The following is a 552-nucleotide window of genomic DNA, read 5'->3' on the forward strand; positions in this document are numbered from 1 at the left end:
TCGGCAAGAAACAGCAGGAGCCGATCAAGGGCATCTACTTCTGGGGCGGCGTTGGCCGCGGCAAGACCTACCTCGTTGATACCTTCTTCGACGCATTGCCGTTCAAGCAGAAGACGCGCACGCACTTTCACCGCTTCATGAAGCGCGTGCACGAGGAAATGAAGACGCTCAAGGGCGAAAAGAACCCGCTGACCATCATTGGCAAGCGCTTCGCCGACGAGTCGCGGGTGATCTGCTTCGACGAATTCTTCGTCTCCGATATCACCGACGCGATGATTCTTGCCACGCTGCTCGAAGAGCTGTTCAAGAACGGCGTGAGCCTGGTGGCGACCTCCAACATCGTGCCGGACGGTCTGTACAAGGACGGTCTGCAGCGCGCGCGCTTCCTGCCGGCCATCGAGCTGCTGAAGAAGCACACCGAGATCGTCAACGTCGACAGCGGCATCGACTATCGCCTGCGTGCGCTGGAGCAGGCCGAACTGTTCCACTTCCCCCTCGATGCCGAGGCTGAACAGAGCCTGGAGCGCAGCTTCAAGCGCCTGGTGCCGGAGA

At 60.3% G+C, this 552-nt stretch carries 1 protein-coding gene; it reads left to right on the forward strand.

What is annotated here, in order from left to right; genetic code table 11:
- Nucleotides 1-552: cell division protein ZapE (zapE, locus tag CXQ97_RS21180; protein WP_146069759.1), on the forward strand; the 552-nt coding region annotated here is incomplete at both ends.

The sequence above is a fragment of the Arthrobacter sp. B0490 genome (genome assembly GCF_002929355.1).
Lineage (GTDB): Bacteria > Actinomycetota > Actinomycetes > Actinomycetales > Micrococcaceae > Arthrobacter_D.